Source organism: Actinopolyspora lacussalsi (assembly GCA_030803735.1).
Classification (GTDB): Bacteria; Actinomycetota; Actinomycetes; order Mycobacteriales; family Pseudonocardiaceae; genus Actinopolyspora; species Actinopolyspora lacussalsi.
Genome location: JAURUC010000001.1, coordinates 4,368,985 through 4,388,934, shown reverse-complemented (window position 1 = coordinate 4,388,934; position 19,950 = coordinate 4,368,985). Strand labels below are relative to the sequence as shown.

Below are 19,950 nucleotides of genomic sequence, written 5' to 3'. Positions count from 1 at the left end.
CACTTGAAGGCAACACTGCTCCACGGCCCGAATGACATCCGCGTCGGCGAGGTCCCCGACCCCACGCTGCGGGAGAGCACCGACGCGATCGTGCGGGTGACCCATGCCTGTATCTGCGGCAGCGACCTGTGGCCCTACCGGGGAGTCGGGCTGGACGGCGACGCCCCGGCTGAGCCCCAGCGCATCGGCCACGAGTTCCTCGGCGTGGTCGAGGAGACCGGCTCCGACGTGAACTCGCCGCAGCGCGGCGAGGTGGTGGTCTCGCCGTTCACCTTCTCCGACGGCAACTGCGAGTTCTGCGACGAGGGGCTGCACACCTCCTGCGTCAACGGCGGGATGTGGGGCTCCGACGGAGTGGACGGCGGCCAGGGCGAGGCCGTGCGCGTGCCGCAAGCGGAAGGAACCCTGGTCCGGCTGCCCGGTGGTTCCGACGAGGCGCTGAGCGCCTCGCTGCTCACCCTCTCCGACGTGTTCAGCACCGGCCACCACGCCGCCGTCTCCGCCTCGGTGAAACGGGGCTCCACAGTGGTCGTGGTCGGCGACGGCGCGGTCGGGCTGTCCGGTGTGCTCGCCTCCGCCCGCCTCGGCGCCGAGCGGATCGTCATCATGGGCAGGCACACCCCGCGCACCGACCTGGCCAGGCGGTTCGGCGCCACCGACGTGGTGCCGGAACGCGGCGCCGAGGGCATCGAACGGGTGCGCGAGCTCACCGGCGGGCACGGCGCCCCGCACGTGCTGGAGTGCGTCGGCACGGACGACTCGCTGGCCACCGCCGTGGGCGTGGTGCGCGACGGCGGAGCGATCGGCAGGGTCGGCGCGCCGACCTACGCGAGCATCCCGCAGTCGGCCGAGGCGTTCTTCCGCAACGTCACCATCAGCGGCGGAGTCGCACCGGCACGCAACTACATCCCGGAGCTGTTGCCCGACGTACTGGAGGGCAGGGTCCAGCCCGGACTGGTGTTCGACAGGACGGTCGGGCTCGACGACGTGGCCGACGGCTACCGCGCCATGCACGAGCGCGAGGCGCTCAAGGTGCTGGTCCGCCCGTGACAGCCGGGTGACCCGCACCGGCCGGGAACGAGCTGCCCTCCACCGAACGGACACTCGTCGAACGGCCGCTCACCGACCGATCCGTGCCGAACACCACCACGGTGTTCCGCACGGGGCGGAGACCGGTCCTCCCGATCGCTCGGGGCGGTCGGGAGGACCTCGGGGTCAGCCGCGCGTGTTGTCCAGCAGCGGCGAGACCGCCTCGATCAACCGCTGCGCCGCCTGCGTGTCGGTCTCCCCGGTGGGCTGGATCGTCTCGAACTCGCCGAGCTCCACACCGACCGTCTCGTGCTCGGCGAGCATCCCGGCCACCTCGTGCAGCCGCTCCAGCGTGAGCCCGCCCGGCACCCGGTAGTCGGTACCCAGCAGTCCCGGTTCGAGCACGTCGCAGTCGAGGTGGAAGTACACCGGCCTGCCCGCGATCGCGGTGCGGAGGTTGTCCACCATGTCCTCACCCGCGGACACGGCGCTGATGGTGCCTTCGGAAAGCAACCGCTGTTCCGCCTCGTCGATGTCGCGCACACCGCCGAGCACGATGTTGCCCGGCGAGAGCTCCCCACCGAGCCCGGACTCCCACATCCCGCTGGCACCGGCCAGCACCATGCCGCCCAGGTAGCCGCTGTCCGAGGTCGCCGGGGTGTGCAGGTCGGGGTGCGCGTCCAACCAGACCACGCAGGCGTCGGGCCGGTGCCGGGCGACCACCGGGAGCGTCGCCAGCGCCACCGCGCACCTGTTCAACGCGGTGACCGGCTTGGCGCCCGCCGCCAGCAGGGTCTCGTACCGGGCGGCGAGCCTGCGCAACTCCGGTAGCGCGGCGGTGAGTTCGGTTTCCCAGCCCGCGTTCAGCGCCGGACGCGACTGGCCGATCCGCGTCAGCCCGGCCCGCATGTAGCGGGCGAGTTCGGTGCCCAGGACCCGCGCCCCGGCCATGGCACGATCGTTGTGGTCCCCCGCGCGCCCGTGAAACGCCGTGAGCGCCCAGTGGGGCTCCGTGGGTGCCCCGGGAAACGCCGTGGCTTCCGAGTCTTCGCCTGCCGACATTCGCCCCCTCCTCGCCTGGCTGCGGATTCGTGTCGAACACCAGCATCCTATTGGGGGATGCGGTCGACGGTGACGAGGAGTTGGCCGTGGACTCGCCGGGTCACCGGGTGGGCAGCGCGAGCAACCGGTCCGCGATGGTGACGAGGTCGTCGCCGGTCACGTCGGGGGCGTCGAAGACGTCACCCGGTTCGCCCTCCAACCGGGAGCACCAGCCCGAGGTGCAGCCCGCGCGCTTGGCACCGTGGCAGTCCCAGGCGTGCACCGCGACCAGCGCCATGTCGCGGGGTGCCACTTCCAGCTGATAGGCGGTGGCCCGGTAGACGGTGGGCGAGGGCTTCCAGATGCCCGCCTGCTCGGCGGTGACCACTTGATCGACGTGCCGCGCCAAACCGGCGTTTTCCAGGAACCTCGCGGTGTTCTCCGGACTGCCGACGGTCAGGCACCCCACGCGCACCCCGGCCTCGGAGAGCTTGCGCAGCGCGGGCTCCGCGTCCGGGTGGGCGGGCAGGTTGGCGAATCCGTCGAGCACGTGGTCGATGTCGGCCTCGCTCGCGGTGTGCTCGCTCTCGGTGCGCAGCGCCTGGCGGGCCACTGCGGGGAACGAGCCGAACTCACCGGACAACGACAGCGCCATCGCGTCGCGCTGGAACCGCAGGAACCAGGGGTGCAGCATCTCCGCGGGCTGGCCGATGTCGGTGAATCGGGTGTGCAGCGCGCGCAGGTCCAGCAGGGTCTCCAGCACGTCGAACGCGACTGCCACGGGCTTGGTGGTGCTCATCGAACTACCTCCGTCTCGGATTGCTGCCGGGGGACACCGGCAGCCGTACCCTACATACCGGTTTGTATAGTGGCAACCGATGGTGGATACGAAGCACAGTGGGTCGGTGACGAGCGAACCCGGTTCGGCAAGGCAACGCATCCTGGAAACGGCATCGCGGCTGTTCTACGAGTCCGGTATCCGGGCTGTGGGGGTCAACACGCTCGCGGCGCGTGCCGGAGTGACCAAGGTGACGCTGTACGCGCACTTCGGCTCGAAGGACGGGCTGGTGGCCGAGCACCTGGCCGAGCGGGACCGGCGCTGGCGGGAAACCCTGGAACGCGTGTCGGCGGGAAGCGAGACGGCCGAGCAGCGACTCTCGGCGGTGTTCGACGGTTACGAGGAGTGGACCGTCGCGGACGGGTTCCGGGGGTGCGGATTCGTCAACGCCGGAGTGGAGCTGACCGACCCCGAGCACCCCGGGCGCGAGATCATCGAGCGGAACAAGGACGGGATCCGCACCTGGCTGGCGGAGATCGCCGAGGCGGCCGGGTGCCCCGATCCGTCCGACGTGGCCGAGGAGTGGTTCCTGCTGCTGGAGGGAGCCGTGGTGCGCGCGACGCTGCGCAAGGACGCCACCCCACTGCACCGGGCGCACCGGGCGGCGCTCCGGCTGCTCCGGGAGGAGGCCGGCGGCTGAGGCGGTTCCCGGCCAGGGGCGCGTCAATTTCTCGCGAAATCCACGCGGAACCGAGCGGTGTCAACTGCCCATCCTGTCGAAAGCCGAGCGTCGCCCGATCAGCGTCACCGCGCTGAGCACGACCACTCCACCCCAGGTCAGCTGGAACAGCGGATCGAACACCCGTGACACATCGACCACGAGCAGAAACCGGGGCACGAGCACCGCCGCGCTCCACGCGGCACCGACGAGCACCGCGGCGAGACGGTGTTCGATCCAGCTTCCCAGCAGCAGAGTCACCAGTACGAGCGCGAGGCAGGGCAGCAACCAGGCAACGGCGGAGATCCCCCCTGTAGGGAAAACGAAGCTCGTGCCCAGCAGCAACGGAATCGTCACCCCCAACACACCGATCGTGCGAAGCAGCAACAACCGCAACCCCGAGTACGGAGTCGTCAGCGTGAGTTCGTATGCGGGATCCATCCCAGGCCCATAGCTCAGCGCCACTCCTGCCAGTGGCAGCAGTGGCGCGTTGAGGAACAGCACGGACCCCGCTTGTTCCGGCCCACTACTGAGCAGGCTCAACGCAGTCGCGCAAGCGACGACGAACACCGCTGCCACCAACCAGGGCAAGCGCAGGGCGGGGGCCGCGGCGAGCTGCCGCCGGATGCGTGACCGGGAAATCGCTGGTCGGATTTCCGAAGCTGTTCGGGGATGTGCCGCACCGCTGGTCTGGCCGAGGACTCGCTCGCGCACGCTCTCGATCCGTGGTGCCAGTTCGGTGTTCGCCACGGCCCGAGCGACCCGGTCGGCACACATCGCGCACTCGACGAGGTGTGATTCCACGGACCAAGCCTGGGGATCTCCGATCTCCCCGGAGACATACGCGTCCAGCTGGTCCTCGGGAACGTGCCAGTCCATATCAATCTTCCTCGGGTACGTCATGCCAGGGCCTCCCGCAGCAGCACTCGGGCACGTCGGGCGCGGGTCTTGACGGTTCCCTCCGGAATTCCGAGCGCGGTGGCCGCATCCGCCATGCTCATGCCGTCGATGATCGTGGCCCGCACGACGTCCCGGAGTTCCGGCGACAAGCCGTGCAGCGCCGCGCCCAGTTCACCGTGTTCGACACCGCTGAGTGCGTGCTGCTCGGCCGACGGAGTCGTACTGGCGGTGTCGACCGCTTCGCTCGCCTGTTCGGGTCTGGCACCCCGTGCCCGCTGGGCGTCGATGAGACGCCGAGCAGCGATGGTCCAGATCCAGCCACCGACGTTTCCCCGCTCGTACCGCTTGGCGTTACGCCACACCCCCAGGAACGTGTCCTGGGCGACTTCCTCGACGAGTCCCTGATCGGAGCAACGACGCTCGAGCCGGAGAAACAGCCACGGCGCGTGCCTGTCGTACAACTCCGCCAGAGCTTCCGCGTCTCCCCTGGCGACAGCTCGCATCAGCCGTTCGTCGGACGGCCGCCCGCGCCTCATGGCCCGCACACTCCTGTATCGGATGGAATATCCGTCGTGGTTTTCGCGGGACGCTCACTGCCTGATCTCCGGTGTCGTACCGCGAAGGGCGATGAGCGTGGTGCCCATGCCGCAGCACCCGATAGCGACCCACCAGGAAACCTCCGCTGTCGGGGACAGCACGGGCCACAGGAGCACTCTGCTCCAGGGAACGGTCACCGAGGAGAAAACCCATGCGACGAGGGCGTAGGCGAGCGGAACCGTCCAGGACAACCGAACTCCGAGCAAGGCACCCGTCAACAGCGCCAACCCGCTGAATCCGAGCAGATCGCGCAGCACTGCGAGATCGAGACCCGGCGTGCCGTGCCGGTGCACGAACACCGCGAGCGCCAGCGACACCCCACATCCGGCGATACCCACCAGAGCATGCCCGAGATGCCACCGCCACCACGGCACAACGGCACCGGCATCGAGCTCCGGACTCGGCGTGGCGAAACTACCGGCCAGCAGAACCGCCGCGAGCAGCACCACGAACACCAGGACCACTCTCGGCAGAGTCCACCCCAACCACTGCCCGTTCCAACCGCTGAGAACGAGCAGCGAAACCATTCCCCCGACCACAGCGGGGATGTTCCGGGACCGGAGATACAACCGCAGAAAACGCCCGGACACCATCAGGAACCCCGCAATCCCGTGACAGCGGAAACATCACACCGCTCAGCGGCGAGCAGATAGCGGCTCAGCCATTCGTGTCGTTCGTCGTCGGGAAGTGTGGCGAGGTATCGGACGATCTCGGACGCGGAATCACCCGTCCGCCCGAGCAGCCAGTCCCGCACTCCGTTTTCCATCCGAGGAACAGGAGAAGTGTAGCGGAGAGTTCCGGGAGGGGAAGACGAACACCGCCAGCCGACAACTCGGTTGGCGAGCATCTCGCCCGCAGCCGAAGGACGCGGCGAAGAGCACTCGATCCCGTCCAAGTGGGAACGGCAATTCTGCGGCCAAACATACGCACTGGCTGAACTCGAATCGACGGCTCCCAGCGGGGCGACGGTGGGAAGGTCGGCCAGCCGTGCTCGGACCGGTTTCGTCGAGGTAGCCACAGCGCTCGGAGCAACACCGGCCTCGTTCGGCACGCAAACGCGCACACTGCCGTCGCTGCAGCTCAACAGCGGGCTCGCGGTGTCGATACGCCAAACCTGGGTCTGCGTCAGCGGGATCGCGACGAGCACCGCGAGAGCTGACGGTACTACCGCCAGCAGGCGGCGTCGTGCCGTAGCCACTACCAGCAGCGCGACGGCCAGCGCCACGAACCACAGCGCGGCAGCGGGTGCGAACCACCACACCGGTCGATCCCAGAGGCCGACGCTGGACCGGTTGGCCGCGATGGTGCCGTAGGTGGGCTGCGGAACGACGGACAGCAGACCGTGGGGCACCCACGAGCCGAGAGCGATCGTGACAACGAACGACGCCACGCCCGCCACCGGAGCCGTGAATCTGCCGGGAACAAAAGTACCCACGGCGAAACCGAGCGCCGCATAGGCGACCACTGTAGCCAGCCCCGCTGCCAGAATCCCGAACAGTGGTGGACCGGAAACCGCCTCGCGGCTGAGCGACCCGAAAGCCACTACGGCGGGCAAGCAGGAAACCACGGGCCAGACCGTCACGGAGATCCAGGAGAGCAACGCACGCTGCGAACGTGCGCGCGGAGTGGATTCGATCAGTTCAGCTACGCCTCTTCGACGTTCACGCCCGGCCCGCCATACCGCGACCGCCAGAGCCAGTGTGCTGGCCAGCACGACCATCGGCGTCGTGTCGTAGAAAATCGAGGTGGCCCACTCCAAACGCTGTCCCCCCGTCCGCAGCAGAGTTTGGATGAACACCAACCCCGAGACGAGCAGCAGCAGCGGAGTGATCCAGAGCGGCAGGCCGCTACGGCGAATCTCGTGCCAAAGCACACGTGCGGTCATGCCACCGTCCTTTCCCGGTAGGCGCGCAGCGCCGTGGTGTAGCCGCGTTCCAGCGTGGTGTCCCCGGCACGAGCGTTATCCGCCCCGAAAGTGCCCAACTCGGCCAATTCGTTCGGTGTGCCACGGAAAATCAGCTTCCCGCCGTCGAAAAGGGTGACTTCGTCGCAGGCGATGGCGACGTCCTCGACCAGGTGTGTGCTGACGACGACGGTGTTGGTCGAGCCGATGTCACGTAGCAGTTCCCGGAACTCCACCCGTTGCTCCGGATCGAGCCCGGCCGTCGGCTCGTCGAGCAACAGCAGCTCCGGGTCATTGACGATCGCTTGTGCGATCCCCGCACGACGCAGCATCCCGCCGGAGAGTTTCTTCAACTTGGAAACCGCCCGATCAGCCAGGCCGACCCGCTCGACCGCACGTTCGACCGCTTCCGGCACACGCTCCTTCGGCATTTCCTTGAGCCAGGCCATGTACTCCACGAACTCGGCCACGGTGAATCCCGGGTAGTAACCGAATGTCTGGGGCAGGTATCCCAACCGCCGACGCGCTCGCTTCCGGCCGTCCTGTTGCGCGGTGTCATGGCCGAGCAGCTCGACGCTGCCCTCGCTCGGTCGTGCCACTGTCGCCAGCGTGCGCATCAATGTGGTCTTGCCCGCGCCGTTGGGTCCGAGCAAACCGTGGATGCCCGTCCCCATACGCAGGTTTATCCCGTCCAGCGCGAGCTTCCCGCCGTATCGCGCTCGCAAGCCGTCCACCCTGACAGTCACCATGTCGAACCTCCGTCCACACCGACGACGCGGTGCGGCCGGCGAACAACACTCGTGGCTGTGGCGTGTCGACGAGGGGCGTCGTCATCTCGCACACCCTCGCTCGTCCTGCCACGAGTCCGTCCCTCCCGAACCGCACACTTCCCTATCGGACAGCGGACCCGTCACGGTTTTCCCGAGTTGTCCGCCGCCTCTTCGGTGACACGAACGCGGTTGGGCATCGCCGATGGGGCCGGGTTGGTGGTAAGAGCTCACCTATCAGGCAGGACAAGGCCGAGAGCCCGAGCCGAGAAGCGGGCTGATCAGGGTGATCCGAACCATGACTGTTGACCGCGCCAAGAAAGAGTTACGGGATTCGGAGCGCCGTGAGGCGCGGATCGTAGATTGTGAGCACGCGTCGCAGCAAACAGTTCCGTATGCTGAACCACGATCGGCCTCTGTCGCGAAACATCTCCGCACCACCGCTGCACAGTGGACACGTTTCATCGCCGCATCAACTGGTAACCACTTGAAGCACCTTCTGAGTTCCGGTGTGTTCCGGTCGGTGAACCATCGAGTCCTGTGTAGCTGCCGTTTCACAACTATGGCCGCTGCTTCTGACCGAAGCGACCGGGTAACGTGAATGGATCATCAGGTAGTTCACGGGAGACAGTAGTGGCCGACGTTTACATGTATGCCGATGAAACCGGCAACTTGGACTACGAGCAGCATCAAGGTGCTTCCCGCTACTTCGGTATCGCGACCGCGGTTATCCGAGATCATGGGGAGGTCCTCAACGAAGGACTCAAGCTCCGTACCGAGCTTCACGCGAAGGGGATGCCCCTCAAAAACGGGGCTTTCCATGCCTGCGATGACAGCCATCCGACACGCAAAGAGGTTTTCGCGTTGATCGCCGATCAAGGATGGCGCTTCGATACAACGATGCTGGACAAGACCCAAGCCTACGAATCCGTCCGCCAAGCGGGTGACGTTCGCTTGTACAAGATGGCTTGGTATCTCCACTTCAAGTGCATAGCACCATATGTGGCTGCCGAAGGGGATCGCTTGTTCGTAATCGCGGCCACGCTGGGCACGAAAGCCCGTAAGAGAGCTTTCCAGGACTCACTACACGACGTATGCCAAGTTCAAGGTCCTCGCGGTCGTGATGTTCATCTATGCCACTGGCCTGCCCAGAGTTCATGGGGACTGCAAGTCGCTGATTACGTTGCCTGGGCGGTTCAACGACGCTTGGAGAAGAACGAGACTCGGTACTGGGAGATGGTCGCCGACTCGTTCAAAACATTTTTCACACCTTGGAACAAGTAAAAAGCCGGCTACCCCTTTCGGGGGAGAGCCCCCCTGGGGCTCTTATCACCGGCTTGCTACTCATTAAACAGCATCCTTGCCTGTCAGTCAAGAAGCAACGACAACGCCACAGGTTACTGCGCACTCGCCCGGGTACCCTGTATCGCAACGATCTCGCGAGAGATCGTACCTTGAACCGAACCGGGCCCCACGGAGACAGTGCTCGGGATACCGGGGGTGAGGTTTCCACAAGGAAACGGCCAATGCGGCAGTCGAGGCAACAGCGGCCCCTCGGAGAGATGGGGCGCTGCGCCGAACGTCTCACCGCCACGACACAGCCGACGGCCCTCGTTACCGACGTCGTCCCGGTGTAAAGCGGCGTCGGAGCGGCTTCGTATCCGCGATCTCCACATTTCCGAAGCACACGCCTAGTTCGCATAACCCCCGAGGTGGCTCTTTCTCCACCATCCTCACCCCCACCGCAGACCACGGCCCCCGCACCGAACGACTTTCGGGCTTCCTACTCCAGCCTGAGGGCCAGCAGCATGAGTTCGGGAACGAGCAGCCCCGCCACGGCGGCGAAGAGCACCGCTCTGCGCACCGCGACGCGCTCCGGAAGGGAGACACGCCGGGTCAACCCGCACAGCAGGAACGACAACGGCGCGCCGAGGAGCATGATCGCCCACACGTAGAAACCGAATCCTCCGAGCAGGATCCAGCCCGCTTCGGTGGCCTCGTAGTTCCAACCGGTCGCGACACCGGCCGCGAGGTAGAACCCGGCCATACTCATCACCAACAAGACCGGTGCGGCCACGACCATGATCGTTCCCGCCGTCTCGGTGGCCAATCGAATCCGACCGGATCCGACCGCCCCCCGTCCCGCGACAGCGTTCCCTTCCTCTGGCATGCCGCCAGGTTCGGGCCTCGTCCGAACAGTGACATCGGCAGGACTACTCAGATCCCGTCACGTTCTGACCGGTGCGGAACGGTCCACCTCCACGCACGTGGAGAGCACACGGGGCAATTGGCGCATACAGCCAGCGCGTCCGGTTCACCTCCACGCACGTGGAGAGCACTCCGTAATCGGTGCGTTGATCAGACCCGCGGCCGGTTCACCTCCACGCACGTGGAGAGCACCACAATCCTGCGGCGACCAATTTCTCGGCCTGCGGTTCACCTCCACGCACGTGGAGAGCACGGGCTGGATTCTCCGCAGTGGGCGCAGGACAAGGGTTCACCTCCACGCACGTGGAGAGCACCTGCTCGCGTGCCTCGTCGATGGTGGCCTCGGCGGTTCACCTCCACGCACGTGGAGAGCACCCTCTGCGACCTGCGATATCACAACCGCCGCTGCACGTTTTGCGGACCATTCGGAGTCATTCGCCACCACGCTCGTCTCCGGTTAGAGGTACGGAGAAACCGTATCGCGGCGATCACAGGAGATCCCAACCCCGAGCCCGAGATCTCGACCGGACGGGAACTGCTGGGGCAGCTCGACCGTGTCCCCGAGTCGGCACCAACGAGCGTGACGACGCTGCTCGGGTTTGTTTACCGGGAAGATCATGACTGCCCGATAGATGGCCAGCCAATGCACCCTCACCCCAGGTCAAGCCACGTGTTGCACTCACCGGTTGAAGCGAAGCGAAGTTGCCGGAGTTCTGGTCGGGGTGGTCCGGGTGTCCCGCCGCTGTGTCGGGGGTTGGTCGGGACACCCGGACCATGACTGCGGGCCGCGCCAAGGCGGCGATGCTAAGAAGTCGGAGTGGCAGAGCTCAGGGGATCAGGGGTTCTGGAGCCGCCGCAGCCCGGCCAACACCCTGTCCATGACGACCGGGTCCGGATGCTCGGCCGCGCTGCCCAGGCCGCTCTCGGCACTCCCGGTCTCCCCGGCTCCGGCCGTACTCCCGGGACCGGTCGCGGTACCAGCCGCCGCACCAGCCTCGGCAGTAGCGGGAACCACCGACGGTGCCACCGGCCCCGGCACCGCCGGGGCGAACAGGTGCGGCCGCTCATCCGGATCAACCAGCGGCCACCCGATCAACTCCACCGTGGGCCGCTCCTCCCGGAAATACGGCCGCAATCGCAACGCCGCCACCCCGCGTGCCGCCGGACCACTGCCCCCGGCATGGCGCGGACGCCAGGCGCCCCGCCGCGACCAGCACCGCAACACCACCGCCACCCCGGCCAGCACCAACGCCGTCCCCACCGGCCACACCGAACCCACCATCACCGGGCACCACCCTCATCACCCAGCACACCCGCATCGACCACACCATCCACGGCCCCACCACCGAACGACACCGCCGCCGCGTGCTCCCGCAGCCGCCGCGCCACCCGCTCCAGCACCACCGCCGTCTCCGCACACTGCCGCGCCGTAGCCCGACCACCCGCCAGGTCACAGGCCACCCGATCCAGCACCCACCGCTCATGCTTGAGCGCGATCACCAACCTCGCCCGCTCACCGCTCACGACCGCACCACCGCCCCGGCACGCCGCTCGACCTCGGCCAACGACTCCAACCCCACCAGCTCCCGAGTCCGCTCATCGCAGTCGCGACACGTGCCCCACAACCACGCCACCTCACCCGTCCCCGCCGACACCTCCACGCCGCACAACGTCGACACCACCACACCCTCCGGAAACTCCACCCCCGGCAGCGGCACCACATCCCCACTCGCATGCCGAGCACCACCACCCGACACCCACACAAACGGATGCGACACGATGACCTCCTCTATGCCAACAACATCTTTCGTTGCCAACACCAATATGCGTTGCTAGCAACACCATGTGCAATCGCCTGATCGAATGACGTAAGCGCCACGAGACGCGGGTTATCGTTGGCGCATGGGCGGCAACAGCCGAGGATTGCCCAAGACACGAACGCTGGGCGCTGAACTGCGAGAAGCACGCGAGAAAGCAGGACTGTCCACACGAAAACTGGCGGAAAAAGTCCACAAACACCACAGCGTGCTCGCCCGCTACGAAAGCGGCGCCAAACGACCGGAGCCGGAAACGGTCGCGGCGATCCTGACCGCGCTCGACGCCACCGACACCGAGCGCAGCAGAGTGGTCGAACTCGCCCGAGCCGCCGAGGACGCCAACTGGGTGGCCGTCGGCGACTCCTCCCACCGCGACATGACCACACTCATCGAGTACGAACGCACCGCGAGCACTATCGCCGAGGTCGCCACCACCGTGATCCCCGGCGTGTTGCAGACCCACGACTACGCGCGGGCGATCATCGCCACCTGGTCACCCGGCGACGCCGACACACGCACCGCCATCCGGCTCGGCCGCCGCGACATGCTCACCAAACGGGACGCGCCGAACTTCACCGCGATCATCACCGAGAACGCACTCCGCGACCCCATCGGCGGAACCGAGGTGCACACCGAGCAACTACGCCACCTGCTGAAGATGAGCGAGCTGCCCAACGTCGAGATCAGGATCGTCGCCAGCCGCACCGGCCAATGGAACCCCACCCACGCCGGAAGCTTCATCTACTTCGACTTCGACAAAGCAGCACCAATCGTCTACATCGAACACTTCAGCTCACTGACACTGCTACACACCCCGAAAGAAATACACGCGTTCGAAAACGCGCTCACCACCCTGCGGAACACGGCGATGAACCCCGACCAATCAACCGACCTCATCGCCACACTCGCCAACACCCAAGGAGCACCCAGTGACAGCTGAACATCCCACCAACTGGCGCAAACCCACCCGCAGCTCCACCGGCAACGCCTGCGTCGAAGTCGGCCGGTTAACCAACGGCACGGCCATCCGAGACACCAAGAACCGCACAGCCGGACACCTCACCACCACCCGAACACAGTGGACAGCCTTCATCACCGCCCTCAAAACCAACCGCTTCGAATAAAGCCGAAAACCATCTACCGCCCCGACGCGAGGCATACGTCGGGGCGGTTTTCGCATCGGAAACCTCCACGCACGTGGAGAGCACCCATCGATCCCGAAGAGAGGGCGGTCATGGCACGGTCCACCTCCACGCACGTGGAGAGCACCGCAGCCACAGCGAGCTCCCGCTCGGGCGCATCGGTCCACCTCCACGCACGTGGAGAGCACTCGTTGCGGTGCTTGGCCGCCTCGTCGCGCAACGGTCCACCTCCACGCACGTGGAGAGCACGGCCAGCTGCTGGGTGATCGCCATGACCTGCTCGGTCCACCTCCACGCACGTGGAGAGCACCGCCGACCTGATCGGCGACCCCATTCAACCCGCGGTCCACCTCCACGCACGTGGAGAGCACGAATCCGAAGCCCGCCCGAACAAGCGCCCGGACGGTCCACCTCCACGCACGTGGAGAGCACCCTTTGCGAACTGGGGTTTCAGAAGTCGACTCGCACGTTTTCCGAGTTTTCCGAACCGTCCTCTCCGCCACCTTCCTCGCCCCGCTCGCGTTCCTCGCGGAACGCGATGAGTTGCAGACCCTCGAAGTCGGTCACGCGGCGCCGCCGCTGCCCGGCGGTTCGCACCACGTAGCGTTGCTCGGTGTCGGTGGGATGGACGCACACCGCCGCGCCTTCGCCCACCGCCTCGCTGACCAGTTCCCACAGCGAGTCCCGCACCTTCGCCGAGATCGAACCCACGTAGAAACCGGGCGCGGGTTCGGTCAGCCACCGGCTCAACGAGCCCCGCACGTAGTCCGGCACGGCGGTGGTCTGGATGACGACCAGGTTCGGCACGGCTCTCACCCCTCCCATTCGTCGGAGTGATTCACCCCGGCCTCGACCGGCCCGATGTCGGGATCCCAGAGGTGGACCAGCTCCACCTCGTCCGGGTCCTCGACATCGTCCAGCTCGACGGTGTCGCTGTCCGGTTCGAGCAATCGCTGGATGTCGAACACCACGCGCGGCATCAGCCGGTACAGCCGGAACTCCTCCCGCAGCCGCATCCGCGCGTCCCGATCCGGGTTGTTGCTGCGGTGCAGCGCGAACGCCAGCGGCACGGTGTGGTTCGCCTTGTACAGATCGGCGATGTCGTAGACGAAGGAGTGCTGCTTTCCACTGTGCACGAACCCGAGTGCGGGTGAGCAGCCGAGCGCGAGGATCGCGCTGTGCACCGCCCCGTACAGCGCGGTGTTGGCGGCCGAAAGCGCCTGGTTGACCGGATTCTGCCTGTCCCAGTTCTCCGGGTCGTAGTTGCGCTTGAACCCGCGCATCCGGTACTTCTCCGCCAGGCTCCGGTAGAGGGTCTTCATCCGGTGCCCCTCCATGCCTCGCAGCCCGGCGGGCGTGGTCTCCTCCGGCACCGACTCGTCGAACCGCAGCTCATACATCCGTCTGGCCACCGCCGCTCGGGTCTTCTCGTCGGCCCAGGCGTGCACCTGCCGTTCCAGCCACCTGGTGGTGAGGTCGCCCGACTGCGCGGCCGAGTACATCCGCACCCCACCGGCCCCGGTCCACAACACGGTGGTGTTGTGCCGGGCGCAGGTGGCCATCGCGGGTTGGGTGACCGAGGTTCCGGTCCCCAGCAACACGCAGGCCAGCGACGCCACCGGCAGATACACCCGGTCGACGTCGCCGTCGCCGCGCTCCACCCGGGCACACACCCCGGTGTCGTCCTGCACCACGCGCACGTTCTCCAGGTACAGAAACGACAGCGAGTCCCCCACGCGCGGCAGCATCGCCACGGTGGGCGCGGTCAGCAGTTTGCGCGGGTTCGGAAAGGTCGCGCTCATCCCCGCTCCTCCGGCCCGACGCTGAGCATGCCGCAGCCGAAGGTGCGCGCCCTGCCGATCCCGTCGATCACGGCCGCTCGCAGCGCGTCGGGGTCGGTCACCATGCCAACCCCTTCGAACCGGCTGACACCGTGCTTGACCCGCTCACTCGCGCCTCGCTTCCGGTACTCCCGGCCGAGCACGTCCGGCATGGGGGTGGAGCGGATCTCCAGCGGGTGCAGCCCCGCCTCGCCCGCCTTGCGCACCCACCACAGTTCGGACTCGGTGCCGCGCAGCACGGTGAGCTTGCCCCGCTTGCCCTTGTCCTCGACCAGGTCACCGTTGCGCTTGGTGGGGTTGGCGTCGATGCGGTAGCGCACCCGCGTCCCACGTTCGAGTCGTTCCAGCAACGGCGTGAGTTCGCGCTGCCGCACCTCGGTGGCCAGCTCCTCGGGCAGCCGTTCGAGACGGGGCGGGAACCGCAGCTGCGCGAGCACGACGAAACCTCGCTGGTCGGCCTCACACCGGAACAGCACCCCGGCCTCCTTGCGGTGCTGTTCCCCCAGGTCGTCCGGGGCGAGCCGCATCAGGTCCCGGTAGAGTTCCTGCCCGTCGAGAACCGCACCGGAGAACACCCGATGACACCGCGGATTGAGCCGCAGCCGTAGCAGCCAGGCCCGCATCATTCCCCCATCACGTATTCGATCAGCTTTTCCGGGTAGTCGCGCAACGACCGCACCCCCAGTGAGGCGGGCAGCGCGCGGCTCTCGATCCACACCGGACGCAGCCGGTAGTCGCGGTCACCGCCGCCGAACCGGGTCGGGATGTCCTGGATCTCGCTGCTGACCTCGGCGGGATCGCCGTCCGGTCGGACGAGGTCCACCTCGATCGGCCGCTCGCCGCGCCCGACCACCCGCGCCACCGGCACGTTCTCGACCAGTTCCGTCACGGGATCGTTGACCGGTTTGTCCAGCAGCAGCGGCTGGGCGGGCGGGCAGGACCTGCGCCCGAGATAGGGCTGCCAGTGCGGCTCGCGCAGCGCGTCTCGCGCCCCGGTGACGACCTCCTCCGGGCCGGTGACCGCGACGACGAACACCGCGTCGGCCAGGTACTCCCGCCACGTTTGCAGCGTTCCCTTGTCCCTGGGGCGGCCCTTGCCGTCGGCGGTGGGGATCTTGAATCCGGCGGGCAGTCCGCCGCCCGCGGTGTGGTAGTCCACCATCCGCACCCCCGGACGGTCCACCCGCACGGTGAAGTCGAGCCCGGCGAGGTCCTCCAGCGATTCGCCGCGAGCCCGCCCCTGCGCGGCCGCGATCATGCCGAGCAGTCCGGAACGGGTGGGAAACGCGGCGGTGTCCCGCGTGTCGAAGGCACTGCGCTCGCCCCAGCTCTGCATCGGCCCGGCGAGGCGTAGCAGCAGTCCGCTCATGGCCGGGCTTCCTCGTGGGCCGTGCTAGCGGTGACAAGCGCGTCCACCAGGCCGTCGTAGGAGGTGTGCCGCGTGCCGAAGGCGGGCCACTCCTCGGAGTCCTTCGCGGCGATAGGGGTGGCGGCGTGCCCGGCGAAGAGCACGTGCCGCTCGCCCAGCAGCGGCAGCAGCCCACGGCTGTGCTCGTGCAGCCGCTCCACCGAGGGCGCCAGAAAACCGTCCGAAGCGCGCACCGGGGCCTCGAACGCGCTGGCCAGCGAGACCGGGCGATCGTCGCGAACCGTCAGATACACCAGGTCCGGCGCGGTAACGGCGGCGGTGGAGTTCTGCTTGCCGGAGGGGACGCTGTGGATGAAAGAGTGGCAGAACGCCCGCAGCAGGTCCGCGCACATCGCCGGCTCGGAACCGAGGTTGTCGGCCAGGTCCGGCAGGTTCACGTTGGCGTAGCGGTAGAAGGTACCGGCGCTGAACTGCGCGTTCTCGATGTGTCCGCTACCCGGGACGTTGAGCTGCTTCTCGACGTCGTCCACAGCGGAGAAGAAATCGTACTCCACGCTGGTGCCGTGGGTGGTGAACGCGTGCGCCAGCTGCACAGCTCCGTCCACATTGGCACCTGGGAGCTCGGCGAGCATCCGGCCGAACAGGTTGATGGTGCCGCTGCGGCGCTTGAGCACCTCCTCGATCGGTTCGGAGGGAATCCTGGGCTTCATGTCGAAGCGCTTCTTCACCTTGGCCGCTTCGGCGAGGATGTCGTCGCGGTGCTCGGCGGCGATGTCGGCCAGCTCGTCGATTCCGCTCTCGGGGAGCAGCAGCAGGACGCTGGTGGTCAGCACCACCTCGTCCAGATCGTTCTTGTCGTTCTGGAGCTTGATGCCGCCACCGGCCGATTTCGCGACCTGGATCCCGGCGGCCTCGGCCTCGTCCTGCGCCCAGCCGCGCCGCTGCAACCGTTCGGCGACACCGGCCACCACGCGGCGGGTGCGCACGTTGTGCTCGCCCAGCTCCCGCTCCACGTCGAGCCGGATGGCGCGTTTCCAGCTCTGGCTGGAAATCCGGGTGCGTTCGCTGCCGCCGAACTCGACCGTTTTGGGGGAACCGAGATCGTCCCGGTTGGGGTTGGAGTACGGCAGCGTCTGCAGCGCGTGTATCTCCGCGTACTTCGGGGTGCTCACGCGGTCTCCTTCTGCGTGCTCTCGTGATTGTCGTTGTCGCGCTGGGCCGCGGCGAGGCGGCGGTGGTAGTCCCGCAACCACTTGCGCGTGACCGCCCGGTTGGCGCGGTCCCAACCGGCCAGGTCCACGGCCAGCGTGGTCCAGTCGATGTAAACGCCCTTGGTGCGCAGCATGTTCACCACGCGCGGCAGCTGGCGGTGCAGCCCGGCACCGTCCATCCGGCACATGGCGTGCAGGCGGGGTTCCAAGGTCTTGCCGCTGTTCCTGTCGGTCAGCGCCGCCTCGGCACAGCTCCAGCCCAGCGAGCGGGACGGGGTGCGCTCGTCGGAGGACTTCCCACCGTGCTGTCGCTCGTCCGGTTCGGTTCCCCCGGTCATCTCGGGGCTCGACGCGGCGTCCGCGCCCGTCCCCTCCGTATCAGCCTCTTCCGTTTCCGGTTCGGCGGCGGCTCCGTCCTCCGAATCCGATTCGTTCTCGCCGGACTTCGCCTTCTTCCCGATCCGCATGTCGGCGTCCCTGGCGGCACGCGGCTGTGCGCAGATCAGCGCGGCCACGGCCAGGAAAGCGCGTTCGGTGGCGTAGTCGGCGCGTTCCGGCAGGAATCGGGTCACTTCCCCGTAGGCACGGAACGTGCGGGGGTCGCCGGGTTCGCGGCCGACAGCGGTTCGCAGTGACGCCCGCCTACCCGGATTGGTCAGTACCCGATTACGCAGCTCTCGCACCATGGGGGCCGCGTGCTCCCAGAGCCGCTCCCGCCTGGTGCGGTTGTCGGAGTGCTCGGTCATGAATCCTGTCCTCCGTTGCTGGAGCGCCATCCCTTCGAGAGCTGGGCTCGGTGTCGTTCGAGCACGGCTATGTCGGACGGACGGCGTTCGTAGGGTTCGGTCACCTCGGAGAACGCCTGTCGCGCGCGACGGATGAACCTGTTGGCGACGGGTTCGTCCGACGCGGTCGCTGCCTCGCCGAACTCCCGGTGGAACTCCTGCTCCGCGTCGGCCCAGTAGCGCGCCATCGCCGGTTGGGTCCAGGGCACGCCGTTGCCGCGCTTCTTGGGGTCGGTTCTGCCGACGATCTCGCGCCAGGCGGCGGCCAGCGCTCGCTCCAACGTCCCGCCGGTGTACTCGGCCGCCTGGCGGGTCCTGACCAGCCTCACCCAGCGGTGCTCGTCACGACAGCGCCAGGTGTCCAGCAGTGCCGGGGTGCTGCCCGCGAAGTACTGGCGGTCCTTGGCTTGGGAACGGTCCTGGTCGAACCCCAGTACCCGAACGCGGGTGACCGGTGGCTCGGGCTCGTCCTCGACCAGATCGTCGAGCAGGCCGAACACGGCAGGTCGTTGGCGGCGCTGATCGTCCCACTGTTCGCTGTCGAACGCTCCGGTCAGCACGTCCAGGTCGCGCCAGACGGCGCGGTCGGCGGTGGCCGACCGGGGTTGTTTCGTGAGTTTCTCGTCGCTGCCAGAGTACTGGTAGAGCACGTGCGGGTCGTCCACCTGGCCGTGTTCGCGCCGCCAGGCCCAGGTGATCCGAGCGTCTTCCACCGCCTCGCCGTCGGCTGTGGGGCTGAGCAGCAGGGCGTGCCGGAACCGGCCGGTCAGCACCCGCGCGAGACCTTCCGGTCGCGGCGGTACGGCGAGCGGATCGGGCGGCGGTTCCTCCCACGGTGCCCGGTCGTTCTCGCAGGGGTCGTAGTAGGGCACGCTCGCGAGCAGGGTCTCGAAGAGGCTGCGGCCCACCGGGTGGAACGAGACGCTGTCGCGCAGCGGCCCCGCCTTGGTGTCGGCGGCGTTGGTCTCGCCGACACGACGCGGGGTGCAGCGGCCGGGGACACCGTAGAACAGCCAGGACAGCAACGCCCAGAACGCCTCCGGGGCGGTGACCGAGGGCGGCTCGCGGTCGGTGGTGTGGCTGTGCCAGACGAAAGCCTGCCCGGCGGCGCGGCCGAGTACGAGTTTGTTGACGCCGGAACTGGCGGACTCGCCCTTGGTCGTGCGGCACTGCTCCAGCAGACGGTGGTCCTGCAGGAAAAGTGGGGCACCTTCGGGTGTGGCGGTGTGGAACAGCTCGAAGCGGCCCACGTGCTCGGCGAAGTAGCGCTCGACCGCGTCAGGGTCGAATCTTCCCGCGTGCCAGTGCCGTTCCCGGGCCTGCTGCCAGTCCTCGATGTCCTCGTACTGGTCGGTCGCGTCCGGGGGTGCCAGCGCGGTGATCCTTCCCGCGAGCACCGTGAGGATCCGCAGGAATCCGGCCAGTGTCGGTGGTGGGGACACCTCGACGTCAGCGATGTCGTGGGCGTGCAGCAGCAGCGTGCGCAGGTTGACCGGCTCGTCGGGCTCGATGCCCTCCGGCGGGTCGCGCAGCCAGCGGACCTCGCAGAATCCCCGTGTCGCCAGGTCGAAACTCGGTGACATCACGTCCTCTCAGGACAGTCCAATGACCGGCCCACCCCCACTTCTCCCCCAGTGGACCGCTCGCCGTGTTCGAACTCGAGTTCGAAAAGTAGCAGAGTGAATACGATTCATCACTTTCCGGGGGAGGCTACACCAAGGGCCCGACAATCACGGCCGGAAGTGACTACGACAGGAGCGGCCAGCCGATGATCCGTGGTTAGCGGCACGCGGAAAGCTTCGAGTAGTGGTAGTACTACCTCCACGCACGTGGAGAGCACGGGA

The 19,950-nt window shown here is 67.4% G+C and carries 23 protein-coding genes and 3 CRISPR repeat arrays (1 of these 26 only partly in view); of the genes, 5 read left to right on the top strand and 18 right to left on the bottom strand.

The annotated features are described in order from the left end of the window. The first annotated feature begins 3 nt into the window (after positions 1-3). A complete protein-coding gene (locus J2S53_RS19515; RefSeq protein ID WP_456242200.1) occupies positions 4-1,050 on the top strand; it encodes an alcohol dehydrogenase catalytic domain-containing protein in 1,047 nt (348 codons plus the stop codon). Positions 1,051-1,215: 165 nt separating this feature from the next. On the opposite strand, the gene J2S53_RS19510 is transcribed toward J2S53_RS19515, so the two are convergent. Together J2S53_RS19510 and J2S53_RS19505 are read right to left on the bottom strand one after the other, a co-directional pair. After that, complete coding sequence (locus J2S53_RS19510) at positions 1,216-2,091, bottom strand: arginase family protein (RefSeq protein ID WP_456242199.1); 876 nt, start codon at positions 2,089-2,091, stop codon at positions 1,216-1,218. Between the two features lie 100 nt (positions 2,092-2,191). Further along, positions 2,192-2,869, bottom strand: coding sequence for a haloacid dehalogenase type II (locus tag J2S53_RS19505; protein WP_456242198.1), 678 nt, complete (start codon positions 2,867-2,869; stop codon positions 2,192-2,194). Positions 2,870-2,975: 106 nt separating this feature from the next. Between J2S53_RS19505 and J2S53_RS19500 the strand changes: the two genes are divergently transcribed. Next, on the top strand, positions 2,976-3,548 hold the full coding sequence (locus J2S53_RS19500; protein ID WP_456242197.1) for a TetR/AcrR family transcriptional regulator: 573 nt from the start codon (positions 2,976-2,978) through the stop codon (positions 3,546-3,548). Between the two features lie 60 nt (positions 3,549-3,608). Here J2S53_RS19500 and J2S53_RS19495 read toward each other — a convergent pair whose 3' ends face one another. From J2S53_RS19495 to J2S53_RS19475, 5 genes are read right to left on the bottom strand one after another with little or no spacing between them, the layout of a single operon-like run. Next, complete coding sequence (locus tag J2S53_RS19495) at positions 3,609-4,445, bottom strand: anti-sigma factor family protein (protein WP_456242196.1); 837 nt, start codon at positions 4,443-4,445, stop codon at positions 3,609-3,611. 20 nt (positions 4,446-4,465) lie between these two features. Next, positions 4,466-5,002 carry an RNA polymerase sigma factor gene (locus J2S53_RS19490; protein ID WP_456242195.1) on the bottom strand — a complete coding sequence of 179 codons (537 nt, stop codon included), beginning with the start codon at positions 5,000-5,002 and terminating at the stop codon, positions 4,466-4,468. Positions 5,003-5,056: 54 nt separating this feature from the next. After that, positions 5,057-5,602, bottom strand: coding sequence for a hypothetical protein (locus J2S53_RS19485; RefSeq protein ID WP_456242194.1), 546 nt, complete (start codon positions 5,600-5,602; stop codon positions 5,057-5,059). 53 nt (positions 5,603-5,655) lie between these two features. Beyond that, positions 5,656-6,948, bottom strand: coding sequence for a hypothetical protein (locus tag J2S53_RS19480; protein ID WP_456242193.1), 1,293 nt, complete (start codon positions 6,946-6,948; stop codon positions 5,656-5,658). Next, entirely contained in the window at positions 6,945-7,715 is a 771-nt protein-coding gene (locus tag J2S53_RS19475; RefSeq protein WP_456242192.1) for an ABC transporter ATP-binding protein, read from the bottom strand. The genes J2S53_RS19480 and J2S53_RS19475 overlap by 4 nt, the downstream gene beginning before the upstream one ends. A 651-nt stretch (positions 7,716-8,366) precedes the next feature. On the opposite strand from J2S53_RS19475, the gene J2S53_RS19470 reads away from it, so the two are divergent. Then, positions 8,367-9,017: a DUF3800 domain-containing protein gene (locus tag J2S53_RS19470; RefSeq protein ID WP_207227544.1), complete on the top strand. Its 651-nt coding sequence runs from the start codon at positions 8,367-8,369 to the stop codon at positions 9,015-9,017. Positions 9,018-9,516: 499 nt separating this feature from the next. Here J2S53_RS19470 and J2S53_RS19465 read toward each other — a convergent pair whose 3' ends face one another. The 4 genes from J2S53_RS19465 to J2S53_RS19450 all read right to left on the bottom strand — a co-directional run bounded on the left by J2S53_RS19465 (position 9,517) and on the right by J2S53_RS19450 (position 11,719). Beyond that, a complete protein-coding gene (locus J2S53_RS19465; RefSeq protein ID WP_456242191.1) occupies positions 9,517-9,903 on the bottom strand; it encodes a hypothetical protein in 387 nt (128 codons plus the stop codon). 79 nt (positions 9,904-9,982) lie between these two features. Then, positions 9,983-10,316: direct repeats of the CRISPR family, unit length 29 nt; unit sequence CGGTTCACCTCCACGCACGTGGAGAGCAC. Between the two features lie 460 nt (positions 10,317-10,776). Continuing rightward, positions 10,777-11,223 carry a hypothetical protein gene (locus tag J2S53_RS19460; RefSeq protein WP_456242190.1) on the bottom strand — a complete coding sequence of 149 codons (447 nt, stop codon included), beginning with the start codon at positions 11,221-11,223 and terminating at the stop codon, positions 10,777-10,779. After that, positions 11,223-11,465 (bottom strand): hypothetical protein, encoded by a 243-nt coding sequence (locus tag J2S53_RS19455; RefSeq protein WP_456240747.1) that lies wholly within the window; start codon positions 11,463-11,465, stop codon positions 11,223-11,225. Before J2S53_RS19455 ends, J2S53_RS19460 begins: the two co-directional genes overlap by 1 nt. Beyond that, positions 11,462-11,719 (bottom strand): zinc finger protein, encoded by a 258-nt coding sequence (locus tag J2S53_RS19450; RefSeq protein ID WP_456240748.1) that lies wholly within the window; start codon positions 11,717-11,719, stop codon positions 11,462-11,464. Before J2S53_RS19450 ends, J2S53_RS19455 begins: the two co-directional genes overlap by 4 nt. Positions 11,720-11,843: 124 nt before the next feature. Between J2S53_RS19450 and J2S53_RS19445 the strand changes: the two genes are divergently transcribed. Next, positions 11,844-12,698 carry a helix-turn-helix domain-containing protein gene (locus J2S53_RS19445; protein WP_456242189.1) on the top strand — a complete coding sequence of 285 codons (855 nt, stop codon included), beginning with the start codon at positions 11,844-11,846 and terminating at the stop codon, positions 12,696-12,698. Further along, positions 12,688-12,882 carry a DUF397 domain-containing protein gene (locus J2S53_RS19440; protein ID WP_456242188.1) on the top strand — a complete coding sequence of 65 codons (195 nt, stop codon included), beginning with the start codon at positions 12,688-12,690 and terminating at the stop codon, positions 12,880-12,882. Before J2S53_RS19445 ends, J2S53_RS19440 begins: the two co-directional genes overlap by 11 nt. Before the next feature lie 55 nt (positions 12,883-12,937). Further along, a CRISPR array of direct repeats spans positions 12,938-13,332; the repeat unit is 29 nt; unit sequence CGGTCCACCTCCACGCACGTGGAGAGCAC. A gap of 18 nt (positions 13,333-13,350) precedes the next feature. Here the strand turns inward: J2S53_RS19440 and cas2e are convergent. From cas2e to casA, 7 genes are read right to left on the bottom strand one after another with little or no spacing between them, the layout of a single operon-like run. Next, on the bottom strand, positions 13,351-13,707 hold the full coding sequence (gene cas2e, locus J2S53_RS19435) for a type I-E CRISPR-associated endoribonuclease Cas2e (protein ID WP_456242187.1): 357 nt from the start codon (positions 13,705-13,707) through the stop codon (positions 13,351-13,353). 5 nt (positions 13,708-13,712) lie between these two features. Then, on the bottom strand, positions 13,713-14,702 hold the full coding sequence (gene cas1e / locus J2S53_RS19430) for a type I-E CRISPR-associated endonuclease Cas1e (RefSeq protein ID WP_456242186.1): 990 nt from the start codon (positions 14,700-14,702) through the stop codon (positions 13,713-13,715). Beyond that, positions 14,699-15,367, bottom strand: a complete 669-nt coding sequence (cas6e, locus tag J2S53_RS19425; protein WP_456242185.1) for a type I-E CRISPR-associated protein Cas6/Cse3/CasE — start codon at positions 15,365-15,367, stop codon at positions 14,699-14,701. Before cas6e ends, cas1e begins: the two co-directional genes overlap by 4 nt. Then, positions 15,364-16,110, bottom strand: coding sequence for a type I-E CRISPR-associated protein Cas5/CasD (gene cas5e / locus J2S53_RS19420; RefSeq protein WP_456242184.1), 747 nt, complete (start codon positions 16,108-16,110; stop codon positions 15,364-15,366). The genes cas6e and cas5e overlap by 4 nt, the downstream gene beginning before the upstream one ends. Further along, entirely contained in the window at positions 16,107-17,282 is a 1,176-nt protein-coding gene (gene cas7e / locus J2S53_RS19415) for a type I-E CRISPR-associated protein Cas7/Cse4/CasC (RefSeq protein WP_456242183.1), read from the bottom strand. The genes cas5e and cas7e overlap by 4 nt, the downstream gene beginning before the upstream one ends. Continuing rightward, the gene (casB, locus tag J2S53_RS19410) at positions 17,279-18,067 is read right to left on the bottom strand and encodes a type I-E CRISPR-associated protein Cse2/CasB (RefSeq protein WP_456242182.1); all 789 of its coding nucleotides are present in this window, start codon (positions 18,065-18,067) and stop codon (positions 17,279-17,281) included. Before casB ends, cas7e begins: the two co-directional genes overlap by 4 nt. Then, positions 18,064-19,689 carry a type I-E CRISPR-associated protein Cse1/CasA gene (casA, locus tag J2S53_RS19405; protein WP_456242181.1) on the bottom strand — a complete coding sequence of 542 codons (1,626 nt, stop codon included), beginning with the start codon at positions 19,687-19,689 and terminating at the stop codon, positions 18,064-18,066. Before casA ends, casB begins: the two co-directional genes overlap by 4 nt. A 228-nt stretch (positions 19,690-19,917) precedes the next feature. Continuing rightward, a CRISPR array of direct repeats spans positions 19,918-19,950; the repeat unit is 29 nt (it continues 484 nt past the right edge of the window).